This window comes from Nocardia sp. NPDC057663, from assembly GCF_042799895.1.
In the GTDB taxonomy this organism is placed as follows: Bacteria; Actinomycetota; Actinomycetes; order Mycobacteriales; family Mycobacteriaceae; genus Nocardia.
On the sequence record NZ_JBHVHX010000016.1, the window covers coordinates 1 to 18523 of the forward strand.

Genomic DNA, 18523 nt, shown 5'->3' on the forward strand with positions numbered 1-18523 from the left:
AGGACCAGGCCATCTTGGGCAATATCGGTCACTTCGACAACGAGATCGATATGGCTGCCCTGGAGACCTCGGGTGCGACGCGTTTGAACATCAAGCCTCAGGTCGATTTGTGGACCTTCGATTCGGGTAAGGCGATCATCGTGTTGTCGGAGGGTCGTCTGCTGAATCTGGGCAACGCGACCGGTCACCCCTCGTTCGTGATGTCGAACAGTTTCTCCAACCAGGTGATCGCGCAGATCGAGTTGTGGACCAAGCCGCAGGAGTACGACAACGAGGTCTACCGCCTGCCCAAGCATCTCGATGAGAAGGTCGCCAAGATCCATGTCGAGGCTCTGGGTGGCACGTTGACCAAGCTCACCAAGGATCAGGCCGAGTACATCGGTGTGGATGTGGAGGGCCCGTACAAGCCCGACCACTACCGCTACTGAGGCAGCGGGGGTAGTTCGTGCCACCCGGCTCGCCGATCGCGGAGATCGGCGAGCCGGCGTTCGTTCGGCACGTGCGATACGAGACGGCATGACAGCGGCCTGCCGATCGGTGATCGGCAGGCCGCTGTCGCGCAGCAGGGACAGCCTGCCCGGATCAGAAGGCGCAGTTGGACGGGAACTTGGTGTAGTCGCACGGCTCGGCGCTTCCGACTGCGACGGCGAGCGAGCGAAGCAGCGAGGTGATCGTCACGGGGCTGATGCTGCTCCCGGAATCAGCCACCTGGGCGGGAGCGGGCGAGTGGGGCTCGAGCGGTCGCGGCTCGGCGGTCGCCGTGGCGGCGGCGCCTGCGAGGGCGAGACCGACGGTGAGGGCGGCGACGGCGGTGCGCAGAGACTTGCGATGCATTGGTGCTCCTGATTTGGTACGTAGGACAGTGGCCCCCGGTTGTGCGTCAGGAGGGCCGCGAATCAGCACAGGACGTCGGACCCGCACCAGCCGGGCCGCCGCGGGAAGAAGTGCCAGACGCACACTTTGCCCGCTGATAGGGCTCGGCAGCAGCCGCGAGATTTCGGGGCATCGACGGCCGCGAGGAATCCGGCGATCAGACCAGCAGCAGGCAGACCGGCAGGGGGATGACGGCTTCCAGGAGCGCGCAGGCGGCGAGTTCGGCCGCGGAGCCCGCGGCGGCGGAACCGGCCTCGGCCGAGCCGCTGAGCAGCGCGGCCGAGCCGCTGCGCGGGTGGTCGCCGCGGCCGATGGGGTCGGCCGTCGGAGCGGCGGCCGCGAAGCCGGAGCCCGCGAGGGCGATGCCGAGCGCGGCGGCGGCCACGGCGGCGCGGAGAACGGTTCGGTTGAGCATGGTGACTCCTGGGTCGAGCGGCCCGGCGGCGCGGGCGCGGGGGTGATGTGCCTCGGTAGCCCGGACGGAGCCGATCCGCCGAGGACTTTGGAATGAGAACACTTCACACCGGGTCGAGTGGGTGAAACGGGTAATCCGGTCCCCGCATGCCCGGCGCGTCGGACGACACAGTGCTCGGGCGCGCGGCTCGCTGGACGCCCGCCGAATCCCGCCGGGTAATCTCACCGCTCATGGGCGTACTGATTGCGGTGGAAGGCCTCGACGGCGCCGGTAAACGGACGTTGATCGACGGATTGATCGCCGAATTGTCCGCCAAGGGATTGCGGGCGGGTAGTTTGGCCTTTCCGCAATACGGCCGATCGATCCACGCGGATCTGGCCGCCGAGGCGCTGCGCGGCGCGCACGGCGACCTGGCCGGCTCGATCAACGCGATGGCGATCATGTTCGCCCTCGACCGGGCCGAGGCGAGCGCCGAGCTGTCGAACCTGTTGGACGCCAACGATATCGTCATCCTGGACCGCTGGGTGGCCTCCAACGCCGCGTACTCGGCGGCCCGCGCCGAACAGGACGCCGATGGCGAAATCGTCGCCTGGGTGGGCGATCTGGAGTTCGGCAGGCTGGGGTTGCCCGCCCCCGAACTGACCGTGCTGATCGACATTCCCACCGAGGTCGCGGCCGAACGTGCCCGTCGCCGTGGTGAACTCGACGAGTCCCGCGCCCTCGACGCGTACGAGCGCGACGGCGGTCTGCAGCGGCGCACCGGCGAGGTCTATCGTGAGCTGGCCGACCGCGACTGGTTCGGTCGATGGTGGACATACCGATCCGATGACGATAGGCCTGCCCTACTCACCCTCTGCTCGGAAATCTTTGCCGGATAAGGTTGGATACGCGACGGGTTCACACCATTAATGGCGTGGCGGCCCGATCCTGGCCTGGGAGATGACAACATAGGACTATGAAGCCCAAGATTCTGGTCGTCGACGACGATATGGCACTCGCTGAGATGCTGACCATCGTCTTGCGCGGGGAAGGGTTCGACCCGCACGTGGTCGGCGACGGCACGCAGGCCCTGTCGGCGGTGCGGGAGATCCGCCCCGACCTGGTGTTGCTGGACCTGATGCTGCCCGGCATGAACGGCATCGATGTATGCCGTGTGCTGCGGGCCGATTCCGGCGTCCCGATCGTGATGCTCACCGCCAAGACCGACACGGTCGATGTGGTGCTCGGTCTGGAGTCCGGCGCGGACGATTACATCGTCAAGCCGTTCAAGCCGAAAGAACTCGTCGCCCGCGTGCGTGCTCGGTTGCGCCGTACCGAGGACGAGCCCGCCGAGCTGCTCTCCATCGCCGACATCGTCATCGACGTGCCCGCGCACAAGGTGACGCGTGGCGGTGCGCAGATCTCGCTCACCCCGCTGGAGTTCGACCTGCTGGTCGCACTCGCGCGCAAGCCGCGGCAGGTGTTCACCCGCGAGGTGCTGCTCGAGCAGGTCTGGGGTTACCGGCACGCCGCCGATACCCGCCTGGTCAACGTGCACGTGCAGCGACTACGCGCCAAGGTCGAGAAGGATCCGGAGAACCCGGAGATCGTGCTGACCGTCCGCGGTGTCGGCTACAAGGCCGGACCGCCGTGATCGGTACCTGTGAGGCGCCGCTGTGACCGACGGTCGACCTGCCGGTCCAGCGTCAGCGCCTCCAGCGCACGACGGACGTGCGCACACCTTCATCACGCAGGTGCGGCGATGGGCGGACCCGGTCATGGCCTGGTTCCAGGCTGTCGGGACCGCGCTGGGCCATCTGTGGCGCCGGTCGCTGCAGCTGCGTGTCATCGTGTCCACGCTGACCCTCTCGCTCATCGTGATCACGATCCTCGGTGTCGTGCTGACCGGTCAGATCACCGACCGGCTGCTCGAGGCCAAGATCAACGCGGCGGTCGAGGAGATGGATCGTGCCCGCAGCACGATCGAGAACATTCTCTCCGGCGCGCACGACGCGAACAGTCAGCAGCAGCAGCTCGCCGAGGCGCGCGCCGCGCTGTCCAGCCGTGGCGGCACCGGCCAGTCCACGGGTGCCGCCGGTAGTTTCGACTCGGCGCTGGCGATGGTCGGCGGGACGCCGCCGCAGGAGATCACCGCCGGTCCCATCTCCGAGGTGCCGCCCGAGCTGCGCCGATTCGTCCAGCGCAACCAGGTCTCCTACCAGTTCACGACGGTCGCCGACCCGGACGGCTATCGCGGGCGCGCGCTGATCATCGGCAGCCCGAGCGCCGAGATCGCGACACTGGAGATCTACCTGATCTTCCCGCTGGCCAGCGAGGAAGCGAGCCTGTCGCTGATGCGCGGCACGATGCTCATCGGTGGCGTCGTGCTGCTGGTGCTGCTCGCCGCGATCACCGCACTGGTCACCAGGCAGGTGGTGCTGCCGATCCGGTCGGCGGCGCGGATCGCGGGCCGGTTCGCCGACGGCAGGCTCAAGGAACGCATGCTCGTGCGTGGCGAGGACGACATGGCCCGGCTCGCGCAGGCGTTCAACGAGATGGCCGAGAGCCTGTCGAACCAGATCACCCAGCTCGAGGAGTTCGGCAACCTGCAACGCCGGTTCACCTCCGACGTCAGCCACGAGCTGCGTACCCCGCTCACCACGGTGCGGATGGCGGCCGACCTCATCCACGGCTCGAGCGACGATCTCGATCCGGCGCTGGCCCGCAGCTCCGAACTGCTGGTCAACGAACTGGACCGGTTCGAGGGCCTGCTCAACGACCTGCTCGAGATCTCCCGCCACGACGCCGGTGTGGCCGAGCTGCAGGTGGAATCGCTGGACGTGCGGATGTGCGCGCGGGCCGCGATCTCCACGGTGCGCCACCTCGCCAAGGAAGCCGGAGTCGAGTTGGTCATCGACCTGCCGGAGGAACCGGTCGTCGCCGAGGTGGACCCGCGTCGGGTCGAGCGGGTGCTGCGCAACCTGCTCGCCAACGCCATCGACCACAGCGAGGGCAAGCCGGTGCTGATCCGGATGCGCGGCGACGCCGATGCCAACGCGGTCGCGACGGTCGTGCGCGACCAGGGCGTCGGGCTGCGGCCGGGCGAGGAGAAGCTGGTGTTCAACCGGTTCTGGCGCTCCGACCCGTCCCGGGTGCGCCGATCGGGCGGTACCGGCCTCGGCCTGTCGATCAGCGTCGAGGACGCCAACCTGCACGAGGGTAGGCTCGAGGCCTGGGGCGATCCCGGCGTCGGCGCCAGCTTCCGGCTGCTGCTGCCGATGGTGCGCGGCCGCAAGCTGGGCGCGAGCCCGCTCGCGCTGGAGCCGATGTTGCGCAAGGTGCCCGCACTGCCCGAGACAGACCCGGGCGACGAGCCGGAGGTGGTGGTCGACCCGGAGTCGGGCGAGCTGTCCGACGCGCCCGCACCGGAATCCGGTGCCGAGTCGGCCACGGAGCCCGGTGCGCTCCCCGAGACCAACGGGCGCGTGGTGACCGAAGCCGACGACGAGGAGCCGATGTCCACCGAGACCGGAGACCGACAGTCATGACGAACGCGGGTGGTGATCGCCTGCCGCGGCGTGGCGCCGCGCTGCTGGCGGCCGTCCTGGCCGGCATGCTGGTCCTCACCGGCTGCGCCAGCCTGCCGGAGTCCTCGGCGCCCCAGGCGCTCGGCACCATCAACCGCGCTCCGACCTCGGAGGGCCCGCCACCGCCGATCTCCGGCCGCGACCCCGACCTGCTGGTGAGCGATTTCCTCACCGCCAGCGCCGACCCGGCCAACCGGCACGCGGCGGCCAGGCAGTACATCGCCGCCGACACCGCGGGCGAATGGAACGACGAGGCCAGCATCACCATCGTCGACCGGCCCGACACCCTGCGCGAGTCGCGCTCGGGCGACAAGGCCAGCTACGTCATCCGCTCCCGCAAGGTCGGCGAGCTCGCGAGCGACGGCAGTTACCGGGCCGTCGAGGGCACGCTCGAGAATAAGATCGAGATGAGCAAGATCGACGGCGAGTGGCGGATCACCGAGCTGCCCGAGGGCGTCGTCATCGACTCCAGCGCGTTCGACAAGTCCTACCGCCGCTACGTTCTGCAGTACATCGACGCAAGCAGCTCCGTGCTCGTGCCCGACCCCCGCTGGGTCTCGGTCCCGCGCGCCCAGCTGACCGAGCGGCTGATCGGCATGCTCGGAGCCGGCCCGCAGTCCACGATCGCCCCGGTGGTGCGCAACCAGCTCGCCCCGCCGATCACCGTGCGCGGCCCGATCACCAAGGCCAACAACGAACCCGGCGAGGTCGGCATCGGCATCGGCGGTGTCCGCATCGACTTCGGCGGAGTCGGCGCCCTCGGACCGCGCGAACGCGAACTGCTCGCCGCGCAGGTGGTGATGACGCTGGCAGGCGCCGACCTCCTCGGCCCGTACGTGCTGCTCGCCGACGGCAAACCGCTCGACGAGCGCTACGCCAACGGCTGGTCGGTCGCCGACCTCGACCAGTACAGCGCGTCCGCGCCCGGCCAGAACCGGATCGGCCTGCACGCCCTGCGCGACGGCACGCTGGTCCAGGTGACCCCGGACGGCATCGTCACGCCCAACGGATCCTTCGGCGACGCGACCAACCTGCAGTCGGTGGGGATCTCCGCCGACGGCCAGTTCGTCGCCGCGGTCGCCGACACCGGCAGACCCGCACCCGAACCCGGCCGGACCCTGCTGATCGGCAACTACGGGGCCAAGGCGTTCGCGGTCGCCGAGGGCGCGAGCATCGCCCGTCCCTCGTGGACCGCCGACGGCGGCGCGGCATGGACCGTCATCGACGGCGACCGTGTCATCCGCGCGGTCACCGATCGCGCCACCGGCAACGTCTCGGTGCAGGACGTCGACACCACCGCGCTGTTCGAGGGATCGGGTTCGCCGCGGCCGCCGATCAGCGAGATCATGGTGTCGCGCACCGGCGCGCGCGCGGCGCTGATCGCCGACGGGAAGGTCTACGTCGCGGTGATCGAGCGCCGCCCTGACGGCAAGTACGCGCTCACCTCCCCGCTGCCGCTGGCCCTCGGCCTGAGCAGCCGCGCGGTGTCGCTGAGCTGGGTCACCGGCGACACCATCATGGTGGCGCGCGAGGGCAACGTCGACCCGGTCTTCACCGTGTCCATCGACGGTTCCCAGTTCACCCCGGTGACCTCGCAGAACCTGACCCCGCCGGTGCGCGTGGTGACCGCGGCACCCGCCACCCAGTACGTCGCCGATTCCCGCGCCGTGCTGCAGTTGCAGACCGCCGACCCGGCCCGCAACGACCGCTTCTGGCGCGAGGTGCCGGGGCTGACCGGCGAGCGGGTCGTCCCGGTGCTGCCCAGCTGAGCTGTCGGTGCGCGGTGTGATACTCGTGCGCTATGAGAGCCCTGCTCGATCTGGTGGTTCCGGTCCACTGCGGCGGCTGCGGAACGGCGGGCGCGGTCTGGTGCGCCTGCTGCGCGGCCGAGCTGAGCCTGGATCCGGTGCGGGTCAGGCCACGCACCGATCCCGGCGTCCCGTGCTGGGCGCTCGGCCCCTATCGCGGTCCGGGCCGACGCGCTGTGCTGGCCGCCAAGGAACGCGGCAGGCGCGATCTGGCCGCACCGCTCGGCCTGGCGCTGGCCGTCGCTCTGGCCCGTTTGCGGGCGCCAGATCGGCCGCTGGTTCTCGTTCCCGCGCCCACTCGCGCGGCGGCCGCCCGGCGCCGTGGCGGCGACCCGGTGACGCGGTCGGCGGTGGCCGCGGCGCAGTGGCTGATCGATTGCCGGACCGTGCCGCTGCTGCGGATGCGGCCCGGCGTGCGCGATTCGGTGGGCTTGACGCCCGCTGAACGCGCGCACAATCTGCGCGACAAGATCATCACCGTCGGCGGGGTGCTCGAACCCGCTGGTCTCGCGCCGAACACCGAGGTCGTTGTCGTAGACGATGTGCTCACGACAGGGGCGACTGTCACCGAATCGGTGCGCGTTCTTAGTGGAATCGGCGTACGTCCGCGTGCTGTTTTGGTGACCTGCGCGGCTTGACTCCGCGAAATTTGCGTGAACAGTGGCGCGCTTGCCCGTGGCGGACTAGCGTCGCGGACACACACCGAACGACAAGTTTGGGAGGTGGAGCCGCGGACATCTGGTGCCGAGCGATTCCGATCGGCACAGCTCAATCCCGCCGCACTCGCTTCATCGTGTGCGGCCAAATCCGGGAGGTACGCGTGACGACTTCTTCACGGGCATCAGTGCGAGATGCTGACCCTTCGGCGCTGGCCGACAGTGCCGCCGACACGACCGAGAGCCCGAACGCCGAAGTGGTGGTCTCCGGTCGGAATGTCGAAGTCCCCGACCACTATCGAATCCATGTCGCGGAGAAGCTGGCTCGGCTCGAGCGCTTCGATCCGTCGATTTTCCTCTTCGATGTGGAACTGTTCCACGAACGCAACCGTCGTCAACGCAAGGCCTGTCAGCGTGTGGAGATCACCGCGCGCGGCCGTGGACCGATCGTGCGCGCGGAAGCCTGCGCAGACAGCTTCTATGCCGCGCTCGACTCGGCGACCCAGAAGATCGAGACCAGACTGCGCCGGTCCAAGGACAAGCGGCGCGTCGTGCACTACGGCGACAAGACGCCCGTCTCGGTCGCACGGGCCACTGCCACACTGGTCGACGAATCCCTGTTCACCCAGGCGAACGGCGCTGCCGCGCACGCCCATGCCGAGGAAGCCGAAGACGAAGGCGGTCCCGGCCACATCGTGCGCACCAAGGTGCACAACGCGACACCGATGTCGGTGGACGACGCGCTCTACCAGATGGAACTGGTCGGACACGACTTCTTCCTGTTCCACGACCGCGAGAGCGACCGGCCTTCGGTGGTCTACCGCAGACACGCATTCGACTACGGCCTGATCAGACTGGCCTGACACCGTCACACCTCCGGGCACCCGCTATCAGCGGGTGCCCGGATCACGTTCAGCCCCCGAAGGTTTCGTGATGCACGGCCTCGGTGAGCGAGCGACCCGAGCGCCACCCGAACCGTTCCAGATCGGGCACCTGCTGGAACTCGCGCACCGGGCCGACACACAGCCAGGCCACCGGCTTGATGCCTGCGGGCAGGTCGACCAGCTCGCGCAGGAAGTCCGGATCGTAGAACGACACCCAGCCGACGCCGACCTGTTCCGCGGTCGCCGCGAGCCACAGGTTCTGGATCGCCAGCACCGTCGAGTACACCCCGGTCTCGGGCACGGTCGCCCGGCCCAGGATCTGCGGTCCGCCGCGCCGGTCGTCATGGGTGACCACGATGCCGGTGCCGCTCTCGACGATCCCGTCGATCTTGATCGGCTCGAAGGTCTCGGCCCGGTCGGCGGGCAGCGCGTCCCTGAACTCGACCCGCTTGTCCGCGACATGGTCGGCGAAGCGGCGCAGGGTGTCCGCCTGCCGGACCACGACGAAGTCCCACGGCTGGGAGTTGCCGACGCTGGGCGCGCGATGGGCCGCGTCCAGAATCCGCAAGAGAGTGTCGTCGTCGACGAGCTCGCCGGTGAATTCGGCGCGCACATCACGGCGCAGGCGGATCGCGTCGTAGACGCTCAACTGGTCGGCATACACGCCGACCAGTCAACCTCAGTCCGTCAGGCCATCGAGCGGCGGGCCAGCTTGCGCCCGGCGGCGAGCGCGGTGCGCAGGCCACGGCGACGACCGGTCACCGGGTCGATGGTGGGGACCGCGTTGCCGGCGAAGAGCCGCTCGGACTTGGTCTCCGGCGCGTCGTCGGTGGTGTGGCGCAGGTACTTGTTCGGCAGCGCCAGCTTGAGGATCGTGCGCCACGACTTGAAGTACTGCACCGGCATCGAACCGGTGGTGTACGGCAGGTCGTACTTGTCGGCCAGTTCCCGCACCCGCACGGCGATGTCGGCGTAGCGGTTGCTCGGCAGGTCGGGGAACAGGTGGTGCTCGATCTGGTGGCTGAGGTTGCCGGTCATGAAGTGCATGACCGGGCCGCCGCTGATGTTGGCGCTGCCCAGCATCTGGCGCAGGTACCACTCACCCTGCGTCTCGTTCTCGATGTCGGCCTTGGTGAACTTCTCTGCGCCGTCGGGGAAGTGCCCGCAGAAGATCACCGCGTTGGTCCACACATTGCGCACCACGTTGGCGGCCATGTTGGCCGTGAGGGTGGTGAGGAACGACGGGCCGGTGAGCAGCGGGAAGATCAGATAGTCCTTGGCGGCCTGCTTGCCGATCTTCTTGAGCACCAGCTTGCGGTCGGCGTCGAACTGCCGCCACTCGGGCGAGTCCTTGTCCCACTTCTTCTTGGCGACCTTGCCCAGTTCCAGATGCTGGATGGCGACGCCGTACTCGAACAGCATCTGCAGCAGCAGGTTGTAGATCGGGTTGCCCAGGTAGAACGGCATCCAGCGCTGGTCACGGGTGACGCGCAGCAGGCCGTAGCCGATGTCGTCGTCCATGCCCAGGACGTTGGTGTACTTGTGGTGCAGGAAGTTGTGGGTGATCTTCCAGTGCGCCGACGGGCCCGCGTTGTCCCATTCCCACGAGGTGGAGTGGACTTCCGGATCGTTCATCCAGTCCCACTGCCCGTGCATGACGTTGTGCCCGATCTCCATGTTCTCGATGATCTTGGCAGTGCCGAGCAGGGCGACGCCGGCAAGCCAGGCGGGCGGCAGGAAGCTGGCGAACAGGACCGTGCGGCCGCTGATCTCCAGCGCCCGCTGTAGCCGGATGACATTGCGGATATATCGCGCGTCGGCGGCCCCTCGCGAAGATTCGATTTCGCGGCGGATCGAGTCGAACTCCGCACCGAGTGCTTCGACATCCGCGGCGGTGAGGTGCGCGTATTCCTTGACATCCGAGATCGCCATGGCGGCTACACTACCGTAGGTTACGAGAGCGTAGGTTGGCGATCTCGACCCTGGATTGTGTGAAGCGTCCTATTGCGGAAAAGAGATCGAGATGTTATCTCATCCGCGACGGCGGGCCCGCTCGCCCAGCGCCCGCTTCGCCTCGCGCAGCGCCAGCTTCTCCTGCCGCGCCCGCGCCTTAAGCGTCGCCTTGGCCTCGCGCAGGACTTCCTTCTCGTGCCTGGCCTTGATCTCCAGCGACACCTTCGCGTCGTGCAGCGCCGAGCGCAGGCCGAAGCGCTTGCCCGTCTCCGGGTCGACCCGCAGCGCGTCCGGCAGGGAGATGCCGGCGAACTTGCGTTCCGAGGACGTCTCGGGCGCGTCGTCGGCGGTTCGCTTCAGGAACCGGTCGGGCACCGCCAGCTTGTGGATGGTCCGGAACGCCAGCAGGTACTGCTTGCCCAGCGAGCCGGTGGTGTAGGGCAGGTCGTACTTGTCGCACAGTTCGCGCACCCGCACCGCGACCTCCGGGTACCGATTGCTCGGCAGGTCGGGGAACAGGTGGTGCTCGATCTGGTAGCAGAGATTGCCGCTCATGAAGGCCATCACCGGACCGGCCTTGAAATTGGCGCTGCCGAGCATCTGACGCAGGTACCACTCGCCCTGGGTCTCGCCGTCGAGCTGGGAGATCGTGAACTTCTCCGCGCCGTCGGGGAAGTGCCCGCAGAAGATCACCGCGTACGCCCACAGGTTGCGGACCAGGTTCGCGGTGGTGTTGGCCTTCAGCGTCGACTTCCACGCGGGCCCGGTCAGCGCCGGGTACAGCACGAAGTCCTTGACCACCTGACGGCCCGCCTTGCGGGCGAACTCCTTGTTGGGTTCGGACAGCAGCTGCTTCTGCGGAACTCCGGCAAGCTCCTTCTCGATGCCGAGGTCGTGCAGCGCGATGCCCCACTCGAAGGTGGCGGCCAGCAGCAGATTCGCCGCAGGCTGCACCAGGTGCTTCGGGTGCCAGACCTCGTCGCGGGTCATCCGCAGGATGCCGAAGCCGAGATCCTCGTCCTTGCCGAGCACGTTGGTGTAGGTGTGGTGGGAGTAGTTGTGCGCCCGGCGCCACTGCGCCGAGGTCCCGGTCATATCCCACTCCCAGCTGGTGGAGTGGATCTCCGGATCGTTCATCCAGTCCCACTGCCCGTGGCTGACGTTGTGCCCGAGCTCCATGTTCTCGATGATCTTGGCCACCGACAGCAGCGCGGTGCCGGTGAGCCATGCCCAGCGGTTGCGGCTGCCGAACAGCACCGCGCGCCCCGCCACCTCGAGTGCGCGCTGGGCGGCGATGGTGCGCCGGATGTACTTCGCGTCACGCTCACCGCGGGAGGTCTCCACCGATCGGCGGATCGAATCGAGCTCTTTCCCCAGTGTCTCGATGTCGGCGGCCGTGAGATGGGCGAAGGCCTGGATATCGGTGATGGCCACCGGGGTCCTCTCTGTCGGTTGGCGGCTGGTCGGTTCAGAATGGAGGCGGGCCGAGAACGCCGCGGCTGCGCCGCTGTGTTCTCGGCCCTGCTGCGCCGGTCGGCGCGAGGTAGGCCTAAACCAGCCGCTGCCGGCCATTCATATGGCCGGCGCATGACTCCGAGGGTACCTGCTGTCCCCAGCGGAGGGGATGCTCAGATGTCGAGCGTGCAGTCGCCCGCGGCAGCCGAGATGCAGGTCTGCACCTTGTCGCCGGGCTGGCGTTCGTCGCCGTTGCGCAGGTCGCGGGCGTGTCCCGCGGACAGGGTGACCACGCAGGTCTGGCAGATACCCATGCGGCAGCCGAACGGCAGCTGCACGCCGACGGACTCGCCCGCTTCGAGCAGGCTGGTCGCGCCGTCGACGGTGAGGGTGCGGCCGGTGGTGCCGAAGGTCACCGTGCCGCCCTCGCCGATCGCGGAGCGTTCGACCTCGAAGCGTTCGATGTGCAGCTTGTCGGGGATTCCCGCTGCCTTCCAATGGTGTTCGATCGCGTCGAGCATCGGCGCGGGGCCGCACGCCCAGGTCTCACGCTCGCGCCAGTCGGGGTAGAGCTCGTCGAGGCTCGCCAGGGAGAACAGGCCCTGCGCGTCGGTCAGCTGCAGGTGCGAGACGAAGCTCGGGTGCTTGGCGTGCAGCGCGCGCAGTTCGGCGCCGAACATGACGTCGGCGTCGGTGGGGGCCGAGTGCACGTGCACCACGTCGCTGACGCCGTTGCGCCGGTCCATCGTCCGCAGCATCGACATCACGGGGGTGATGCCGCTGCCCGCGGTGAGGAAGAGCACCTTCGCCGGCGGCGGCTCCGGCAGCACGAACCCGCCCTGCGGCGCGGCCAGGCGCACGATGGTGCCCGCGGCGACCCCGTTGACGAGGTGGCTGGACAGCTTGCCCTCCGGCATCGCCTTCACCGCGATGGAGATGAGCCGCTTGCCACCCTCACCGGTCCAGTCCGGCGGGCAGGTCAGCGAGTACGAACGCCAGTTCCAGCGGCCGTCGATCAGGATGCCGATGCCGATGTACTGGCCCGGCTGGTACTTGAAGTCGAAGCCCCAGCCCGGCTTGATCACCAGCGTCGCCGAGTCGGCGGTCTCCTTCTGCACCTCGACGATCCGCCCGCGCAGCTCCCGCGCCGACCACAGCGGGTTGGCCAGGTGCAGGTAGTCGTCGGGCAGCAGAGGAGTGGTCACCCGGGCCACCGCGCCGCGCAGCACGTTGAGCTTGCCGCCGCGGTCGCCTACCTGTGCGGCCGGTGCTTCGAGCCATTCCCGGAACTTGTTCATGACCATGCTTGCCGTTGTCTCCCTGTGTGCATCAGAGCCGCCGTGGGGTAGCTCGCTCGCTGTCAGGTTACGGCATCGTAGGTTTGGTGGCAGTGGCAGCGGCGGCAGGAGCGCTGATCAGGGAGATGTCACAGCAGGTCGAGCAGGAACGGCAGCTCCTGGGTGGCGTACCAGGCCAGCTGGTGGTCCTCGGCGTCACCGAGGACGAACTCGGCGTCGGTATCGCCCAGATCGGCGGCGTCGATGACGTCGACGGCCTTGGCGACCTGCGGTTCGGCGTCCGCCAGGTCGACATGCACGGATGCGACCTGGTCGTAGGAGATCGGCCCGGCCAGCTTCACCACGGCGTCGTCGAGGTCGGGCCGCAGCTTCGCGCCGGTGACGTCGGCGGCGATCACCGCGCGCCGGTACACCGGGCTGCCCGGGGTGGCCGCATCGCCCTCGGCGCCGGCGTCGTCGAGTCCGTCGCGTTCGGCGGCCAGCAGTCGCAGCGAGGCCCTGGCCGCCTCCTGCATCGCCACCTCGGCCAGTTCCTCGTCGTCACCCGCGGCGTAGGCCTCGCGCAGCGCGGGCGTCACGGCGAACGCGGTGGCGCCCAGCGGGAACACCTCCCGCTCGTCGACGAGTTGCCGCAGCATCGGGATCGTCGCCGGGACGTAGACGCGCACCTTGCCGTTCTCAGAGACAGACACCGAGCAACTCCTCCATCGATTCGTGCACCGACGCCGCGAGGACATCGATGTCGGCCATGGCGTCGCGGTCGGCGTTGAGTCCGTAGAAGACCTGACCGTCGTACGAGGTGAGTCCGAAACTCAACGTCTGATTGCGCAGCAGCGGCGATACCGGATACATCTCCAGCATGCGCGCCCCGCCGATGTACATCGCGGTCTGTGGTCCCGGCGCGTTGGTGATCACCAGGTTGAACGTGTTGTCGGCGAAGGTACTCGCCGCCCGCACACTCATCGCGTGCAGGCTGGCCGGGGCGAACCCGGCCAGGTGCACCAGCGTGCGGGCCTTCACACCACGACGCTGCCTGCCCGCGGCTTCGGTGGCGTGCGAGATGTGCGACAGGCGCATCACCGGATTCGGTTCGCCCACCGGCAGGTCGATCAGGAACGAGGACACCTCGCTGGCCGGGGTCAGCTGGTCGCCGCCGTCGACGTACACCGACATCGGGACGACGGCGCGCAGATTCGTCGACTCGACCAGCGCCTCGTTGCGCGAGAGCAGCCAGTTGCGCAGCGCTCCGGTGACCACGGCGAGCACCGCGTCGTTGATCGAGCAGTCGAAGTGGCGCCGGATGGTGCGGTAGTCGTCGAGGTCGGTGCGCACGACATCGAAGCGGCGGCTGCGCGAGGTGCGGGCGTTGAGCGGGCTGTCCGCGACGCCCGAGGTCGCGGCGCGCACCGCGTTGGTCGCCGCCTTGACCGCCATCCTGGCGCCCCTGACCAGCCCGAACGCATTGGACCCCGCGTCGCGGGCGACCTCGTAGGCCTCGCGCGGCTGCGCGGCGAGCTGGGACAGCGCGCCCGCCAGCAGTTCCGCGTCGGTGGGTTCGCGCGGCGCGCGCCACACGACGTCGGCCAGCTCCCGTGGCAGGGGGCTGTTGTCGAGGATCACGTGCCCGATCTCGAGCGCGGTGTCACCGTCGACGAGCGCCGAATGCGATTTGGTGAACACCGCGGCCCGCCCGTCGGCGAGTCCCTCGATCAGATACATCTCCCACAGCGGCCTGCCCTGATCCAGCGGCCGGGACGCCAGCCGGGCGACCAGGTCGTAGAGCTGTTCGTCGCTGCCCGGACCGGGCAGCGCGGAGCGGCGGATGTGGTAGCTGATGTCGAAGCGGCTGTCGTCCACCCACACCGGCCTGCCGAGGGTGAGCGGGATCTCGCGGACCTTGCGGCGGTAGCGTGGAACCAGCGGCAGCCGGGAATCGACCAGGTCGATCAGCTTGTCGTAGTCCAGGATCTGGCCGGATGCGTCGGGCTCGGAGTTCTGGAGGATCGCGAGAGAGCCGATGTGGATCGGGTTGCTGCTCGACTCGAGCCGGTAGAACGACGCATCCTGCGGCGTCAATCTCGTGATCACGCGCTCCGATACTCCTTCCGGTGCCAGCTGACCCCGACCGGGCACGCGCTACATCCTACGTCACGGCAGGTGAATCGCGGTGCCGGGCAACGGGGCCCGTCGGGCGCCGTGACCAGGGACGATGTCTGCCTCCGGTAAGCCGGGCACGGGTCCGCGCCGCCGGGTACGGTGGTCTGCGGACTACCATGGCCCACAACACCGTGGCCAACTAGCCGAACACACTCCGACCAGAGGACTGACGAGACCCGTGCCTGCGCTGACACTGACGAGGTTGCTACGGATTGGTGAAGGTCGCACGGTCAAGCGGCTCTCGAACCTCGCCGACGAGGTCATCGCGTACGGCGAGGAGATCGAGCAGCTGACCGACGACGAGCTGCGCGCCAAGACCGCCGAGTTCAAGCAGCGCTACGCCGACGGTGAGACCCTCGACGACCTGCTGCTCGAGGCGTTCGCGGTGGCCCGCGAGGCGTCCTGGCGAGTGCTGAACCAGAAGCACTACAAGGTCCAGATCATGGGTGGCGCCTCGCTGCACCTGGGCAACATCTCGGAGATGAAGACCGGTGAGGGCAAGACCCTGACCTGTGTGCTCCCCGCGTACCTGAACGCGATCTCCGGCGAGGGCGTGCACGTCGTCACCGTCAACGACTATCTCGCCAAGCGCGACGCCGAGTGGATGGGCCGCGTGCACCGCTTCCTCGGCCTCGAGGTCGGCGTCATCCTCGGCGGCATGACCCCGGCCGAGCGCCGCGTGGCCTACCACGCCGACGTCACCTACGGCACGAACAACGAGTTCGGCTTCGACTACCTGCGCGACAACATGACCCACTCGCTGGACGACCTCGTCCAGCGCGGGCACAACTTCGCCGTGGTCGACGAGGTCGACTCCATCCTCATCGACGAGGCCCGTACCCCGCTGATCATCTCGGGCCCGGCCGACGCCTCGTCCAAGTGGTACGCCGAGTTCGCGCGCATCGCGCCGCTGCTGAAGAAGGACGTCCACTACGAGGTGGACATCAAGAAGCGCACCATCGGTGTGCACGAGGCGGGCGTGGAGTTCGTCGAGGACCAGCTCGGCATCGACAACCTGTACGAGGCCGCCAACTCCCCGCTGGTGAGCTACCTGAACAACGCCATCAAGGCCAAGGAGCTCTACCAGCGCGACAAGGACTACATCGTCCGCGACGGCGAAGTGATCATCGTCGACGAGTTCACCGGCCGTATCCTGGTCGGCCGCCGCTACAACGAGGGCATGCACCAGGCGATCGAGGCCAAGGAGAAGGTCGAGATCCAGCCGGAGAACCAGACGCTGGCCACGATCACCCTGCAGAACTACTTCCGCCTCTACAGCAAGCTGTCCGGCATGACCGGTACCGCCGAGACCGAGGCCGCCGAGCTGCACTCGATCTACAGCCTCGGCGTCGTCCCGATCCCGACGAACAAGCCGATGGTCCGCAAGGACCAGGCCGACCTGATCTACAAGTCGGAAGAGGCCAAGTTCGCCGCCGTCGTCGACGATGTGGTGGAGCGGCACGAGAAGGGCCAGCCGGTCCTGATCGGTACCACCAGCGTCGAGCGCTCGGAGTACCTGTCCAAGCAGTTCACCAAGCGCGGTGTGGCGCACTCGGTGCTGAACGCGAAGTTCCACGAGCAGGAAGCCCAGATCATCGCCGAGGCCGGTCGGCCCGGCGCGGTCACCGTCGCCACCAACATGGCCGGTCGTGGTACCGACATCGTGCTCGGTGGCAACGCCGACATCATCGCCGACATCCTGCTGCGCAAGCAGGGCCTCGACCCCGTGCACACCGCCGACGAGTACGAGGCCGCCTGGCACTCCGCGCTCGAGCAGGTCAAGGAGCAGACGGCGGCCGACGCCGACGCCGTGCGCGACGCCGGTGGCCTGTACGTGCTCGGCACCGAGCGCCACGAGTCGCGTCGTATCGACAACCAGCTGCGTGGTCGTTCCGGCCGTCAGGGCGATCCGGGCGAGTCCCGCTTCTACCTGTCGCTGGGTGACGAGCTGATGCGCCGCTTCAACGGCGCCGCGCTCGAGGCGATCATGACGCGGCTGAACCTGCCCGACGACGTGCCGATCGAGGCGAAGATGGTCTCCAAGGCCATCAAGAGCGCCCAGACCCAGGTCGAGCAGCAGAACTTCGAGATCCGCAAGAACGTCTTGAAGTACGACGAGGTGATGAACCAGCAGCGCACCGTCATCTACGGCGAGCGCAACCGGATCCTGCGTGGCGAGGACATGGAGGGTCAGGTCCAGAACATGATCTCCGACGTGACCACCGCCTACGTCGACGGCGCCACCGCCGAGGGTTATGTCGAGGACTGGGACCTGGACAAGCTGTGGACCGCGCTCAAGACGCTGTACCCGGTGAGCCTGGACCACAAGGAACTGGCCGGCGAGACCGCCACCGGTGAGGCGGGCGAACTCACCCGCGACGAACTCCGCGAAGCCCTCCTCGACGACGCGCACACCGCGTACGAGAAGCGTGAGCAGGAGATCGACGGCCTGGCGGGCGAAGGCGCGATGCGCAACCTGGAGCGCCAGGTCCTGCTCTCGGTCCTGGACCGCAAGTGGCGTGAGCACCTCTACGAGATGGACTACCTCAAGGAGGGCATCGGCCTGCGCGCGATGGCCCAGCGCGACCCGCTGGTCGAGTACCAGCGCGAGGGCTTCGACATGTTCGCCGCGATGCTGGAGGGCCTGAAGGAGGAGTCGGTCGGCTTCCTGTTCAACCTCCAGGTCGAGGTCCAGCAGCCCCAGCCCGAGGGCGTCTCGGTCGGCGCGGGCCTGCGTTCCCCGGTCGGCGCCCCGCGCCCCCAGGACGCTCCCGCCGAAACCCAGGCCCCGCCGGCGCTGCGCGCCAAGGGCATCTCCGAGGCGTCCCCCCGCGGCCTGAACTACTCGGGCCCCGCCGAAGACGGCCGCGCCGAATCCCATTCCGACGCCCAGGAATACGGCGGCCAGCACGGCACCCGCCGCGAACGCCGCGAGGCCGCCCGCGCCGAAACCAAGGGCAAGCGCCGCCGCTGAGGTCGGTAATCGAACAATGATGGCTCCCACGGCTTTCCGTGGGAGCCATTGTTGTTTGCGCTGTTGCTATCGCTGTTCGGGAAACTGAATCTGGTCTTTCAGGAAGTCGATCCAGCTACGGGTGTTGTGTGTATCAGGGTGGTCGGGTCCGAGGACGCGGGTGTGGTCGGTGAGTAATTGCTGGAAGTCGGCGAGTGCGGCAGTGGTGTCGCCGGTTTCGCTGTGCCAGAAAGCGATGTCGCCGTGGGTGCGGAGTGTGTCGGGGTGGTCGGGTCCGAGGACGCGGCGCCGGTCGGTGAGAAGTTGTCGAAGGTCGGCGAGTGCGCCGGTGGTGTCGCCGATGTGTCCGCGCCAGTAGGAGATGTTGTGGCGGGTGGTGAGTGTGTCGGGGTGGTCGGGTCCGAGGATGCGGGTGCGGTCGGTGAGAAGGTGCTGGAAGTCGGCTAGTGCGCCGGTGATGTCGCCGGTGTCGCCGCGCCATGAG

The 18523-nt window shown here is 68.3% G+C and carries 17 protein-coding genes; 8 read left to right on the forward strand and 9 right to left on the reverse strand.

All coding sequences use genetic code 11. The features are described from left to right. Window positions 1–428, forward strand: a 428-nt coding sequence (locus ACFVAV_RS26310; RefSeq protein ID WP_379037995.1) for an adenosylhomocysteinase, incomplete at its 5' end; no start/stop codon positions are given. A gap of 154 nt (window positions 429–582) precedes the next feature. On the opposite strand, the gene ACFVAV_RS26315 is transcribed toward ACFVAV_RS26310, so the two are convergent. After that, window positions 583–834, reverse strand: a complete 252-nt coding sequence (locus ACFVAV_RS26315; RefSeq protein WP_379037996.1) for a hypothetical protein — start codon at window positions 832–834, stop codon at window positions 583–585. 196 nt (window positions 835–1030) lie between these two features. Further along, a complete protein-coding gene (locus ACFVAV_RS26320; protein WP_379037998.1) occupies window positions 1031–1288 on the reverse strand; it encodes a hypothetical protein in 258 nt (85 codons plus the stop codon). A gap of 230 nt (window positions 1289–1518) precedes the next feature. On the opposite strand from ACFVAV_RS26320, the gene ACFVAV_RS26325 reads away from it, so the two are divergent. The 6 genes from ACFVAV_RS26325 (at window position 1519) to hpf (ending at window position 8181) form a co-directional block, all read left to right on the forward strand. Then, a complete protein-coding gene (locus tag ACFVAV_RS26325; protein WP_379037999.1) occupies window positions 1519–2166 on the forward strand; it encodes a dTMP kinase in 648 nt (215 codons plus the stop codon). Between the two features lie 77 nt (window positions 2167–2243). Further along, the gene (gene mtrA, locus ACFVAV_RS26330) at window positions 2244–2921 is read left to right on the forward strand and encodes an MtrAB system response regulator MtrA (protein WP_019048752.1); all 678 of its coding nucleotides are present in this window, start codon (window positions 2244–2246) and stop codon (window positions 2919–2921) included. 124 nt (window positions 2922–3045) lie between these two features. Continuing rightward, complete coding sequence (mtrB, locus tag ACFVAV_RS26335; RefSeq protein ID WP_379038000.1) at window positions 3046–4815, forward strand: MtrAB system histidine kinase MtrB; 1770 nt, start codon at window positions 3046–3048, stop codon at window positions 4813–4815. Continuing rightward, the gene (gene lpqB / locus ACFVAV_RS26340) at window positions 4812–6623 is read left to right on the forward strand and encodes an MtrAB system accessory lipoprotein LpqB (RefSeq protein WP_379038001.1); all 1812 of its coding nucleotides are present in this window, start codon (window positions 4812–4814) and stop codon (window positions 6621–6623) included. The genes mtrB and lpqB overlap by 4 nt, the downstream gene beginning before the upstream one ends. Window positions 6624–6655: 32 nt before the next feature. After that, a complete protein-coding gene (locus ACFVAV_RS26345; RefSeq protein WP_379038003.1) occupies window positions 6656–7300 on the forward strand; it encodes a ComF family protein in 645 nt (214 codons plus the stop codon). A 182-nt stretch (window positions 7301–7482) separates the two neighbouring features. Continuing rightward, window positions 7483–8181, forward strand: coding sequence for a ribosome hibernation-promoting factor, HPF/YfiA family (gene hpf / locus ACFVAV_RS26350; RefSeq protein WP_379038005.1), 699 nt, complete (start codon window positions 7483–7485; stop codon window positions 8179–8181). A gap of 49 nt (window positions 8182–8230) precedes the next feature. Here the strand turns inward: hpf and bluB are convergent, their stop codons facing one another. The 6 genes from bluB to ACFVAV_RS26380 all read right to left on the reverse strand — a co-directional run bounded on the left by bluB (window position 8231) and on the right by ACFVAV_RS26380 (window position 14996). Continuing rightward, window positions 8231–8866: a 5,6-dimethylbenzimidazole synthase gene (gene bluB, locus ACFVAV_RS26355; protein ID WP_379038007.1), complete on the reverse strand. Its 636-nt coding sequence runs from the start codon at window positions 8864–8866 to the stop codon at window positions 8231–8233. A gap of 23 nt (window positions 8867–8889) precedes the next feature. After that, window positions 8890–10134, reverse strand: a complete 1245-nt coding sequence (locus ACFVAV_RS26360) for a fatty acid desaturase family protein (RefSeq protein ID WP_379038008.1) — start codon at window positions 10132–10134, stop codon at window positions 8890–8892. 99 nt (window positions 10135–10233) lie between these two features. After that, a complete protein-coding gene (locus ACFVAV_RS26365) occupies window positions 10234–11589 on the reverse strand; it encodes a fatty acid desaturase family protein (protein WP_379038009.1) in 1356 nt (451 codons plus the stop codon). A 194-nt stretch (window positions 11590–11783) separates the two neighbouring features. After that, window positions 11784–12914: a ferredoxin reductase gene (locus ACFVAV_RS26370; protein WP_379038012.1), complete on the reverse strand. Its 1131-nt coding sequence runs from the start codon at window positions 12912–12914 to the stop codon at window positions 11784–11786. Between the two features lie 122 nt (window positions 12915–13036). Continuing rightward, window positions 13037–13546 carry a DUF6912 family protein gene (locus ACFVAV_RS26375; protein WP_379038187.1) on the reverse strand — a complete coding sequence of 170 codons (510 nt, stop codon included), beginning with the start codon at window positions 13544–13546 and terminating at the stop codon, window positions 13037–13039. 40 nt (window positions 13547–13586) lie between these two features. Beyond that, complete coding sequence (locus ACFVAV_RS26380) at window positions 13587–14996, reverse strand: wax ester/triacylglycerol synthase family O-acyltransferase (protein ID WP_379038014.1); 1410 nt, start codon at window positions 14994–14996, stop codon at window positions 13587–13589. 247 nt (window positions 14997–15243) lie between these two features. Here ACFVAV_RS26380 and secA point away from each other — a divergent pair, with 247 nt between their 5' ends. Then, window positions 15244–18039: a preprotein translocase subunit SecA gene (gene secA / locus ACFVAV_RS26385; protein ID WP_379038015.1), complete on the forward strand. Its 2796-nt coding sequence runs from the start codon at window positions 15244–15246 to the stop codon at window positions 18037–18039. A gap of 66 nt (window positions 18040–18105) precedes the next feature. On the opposite strand, the gene ACFVAV_RS26390 is transcribed toward secA, so the two are convergent. Then, on the reverse strand, window positions 18106–18523 hold a 418-nt coding region (locus ACFVAV_RS26390; protein WP_379038016.1), incomplete at its 5' end, for a tetratricopeptide repeat protein.

What these genes read in the sequence shown, in the direction of transcription:
- ACFVAV_RS26315 (WP_379037996.1), bottom strand. Translation starts at nt 834, where the DNA reads ATGCATCGCAAGTCTCTGCGCACCGCCGTCGCCGCCCTCACCGTCGGT.
- ACFVAV_RS26320 (WP_379037998.1), bottom strand. Translation starts at nt 1,288, where the DNA reads ATGCTCAACCGAACCGTTCTCCGCGCCGCCGTGGCCGCCGCCGCGCTC.
- ACFVAV_RS26325 (WP_379037999.1), top strand. Translation starts at nt 1,519, where the DNA reads ATGGGCGTACTGATTGCGGTGGAAGGCCTCGACGGCGCCGGTAAACGG.
- mtrA (WP_019048752.1), top strand. Translation starts at nt 2,244, where the DNA reads ATGAAGCCCAAGATTCTGGTCGTCGACGACGATATGGCACTCGCTGAG.
- mtrB (WP_379038000.1), top strand. Translation starts at nt 3,046, where the DNA reads ATGGCCTGGTTCCAGGCTGTCGGGACCGCGCTGGGCCATCTGTGGCGC.
- lpqB (WP_379038001.1), top strand. Translation starts at nt 4,812, where the DNA reads ATGACGAACGCGGGTGGTGATCGCCTGCCGCGGCGTGGCGCCGCGCTG.
- ACFVAV_RS26345 (WP_379038003.1), top strand. Translation starts at nt 6,656, where the DNA reads ATGAGAGCCCTGCTCGATCTGGTGGTTCCGGTCCACTGCGGCGGCTGC.
- ACFVAV_RS26360 (WP_379038008.1), bottom strand. Translation starts at nt 10,134, where the DNA reads ATGGCGATCTCGGATGTCAAGGAATACGCGCACCTCACCGCCGCGGAT.
- ACFVAV_RS26370 (WP_379038012.1), bottom strand. Translation starts at nt 12,914, where the DNA reads ATGGTCATGAACAAGTTCCGGGAATGGCTCGAAGCACCGGCCGCACAG.
- ACFVAV_RS26375 (WP_379038187.1), bottom strand. Translation starts at nt 13,546, where the DNA reads ATGCTGCGGCAACTCGTCGACGAGCGGGAGGTGTTCCCGCTGGGCGCC.